1 protein-coding gene is annotated in these 795 nt (G+C 47.5%); it reads left to right on the top strand.

The window, feature by feature from the left end:
• The first annotated feature begins 39 nt into the window (after positions 1-39).
• Positions 40-612, top strand: coding sequence for an elongation factor P (gene efp, locus A3750_RS16285; protein ID WP_068456541.1), 573 nt, complete (start codon positions 40-42; stop codon positions 610-612).
• Positions 613-795 lie beyond the last annotated feature (183 nt).

The following is a 795-nucleotide window of genomic DNA, read 5'->3' as shown; positions in this document are numbered from 1 at the left end:
TTAGAGACCCGTCCAAAACGGGAAAGATTGGGTGATAAGATGGCAAATTTCTCTACTAATGAATTTAAAGGCGGCTTGAAGGTCATGCTGGATGGCGACCCATGTTCGATTCTTGAAAACGAATATGTAAAACCGGGTAAAGGTCAGGCATTCAATCGAGTGAAATTGCGTAACTTACGAACTGGTCGCGTCTGGGAACGTACCTTTAAATCTGGTGAGTCTCTTGAGGGCGCAGATGTCATGGAACATGACATGGAGTACCTATACACAGATGGTGAGTTCTGGCACTTCATGATGACGGACGGTTCTTTCGAGCAGCACGGCGCAGATGCAAAAGCAGTAGAAGACGCAGTAAAATGGTTGAAAGAACAAGAAGTATATGTGGTTACGCTATATAACGGCGCGCCATTGACGGTTGCCCCACCAAACTTTGTTGAGCTGGAAGTGGTTGAAACGGATCCTGGCCTCAAAGGTGATACTGCACAGGGCGGTACCAAGCCGGCAACATTAACTACCGGTGCTGTGGTAAACGTTCCATTGTTTATTAACATCGGTGAGGTGTTGAAGATTGACACGCGAACTGGTGATTACGTTAGCCGAGCCAAGAGCTAAAGGCTTAAGTCAAAAATCGAGTTTTGAGGTACTTGCATGTGGCAGCCTGCTTGCACGCATGATGCTATAAAAGCCCGCGCTGAGCTGTACGCTCAGTTGCGGGCTTTTTTCTTTGAGCGGAGTGTGCTTGAAGTAGAAACGCCTGTTCTAAGTCGTTCAGGTTCGACCGACCCTTACCTCGAT

It is taken from the genome of Oleiphilus sp. HI0079 (assembly GCF_001635105.1).
The sequence above is the reverse complement of the archived record's forward strand: the minus strand, read 5'-3'. Positions and strand labels throughout refer to the sequence as shown.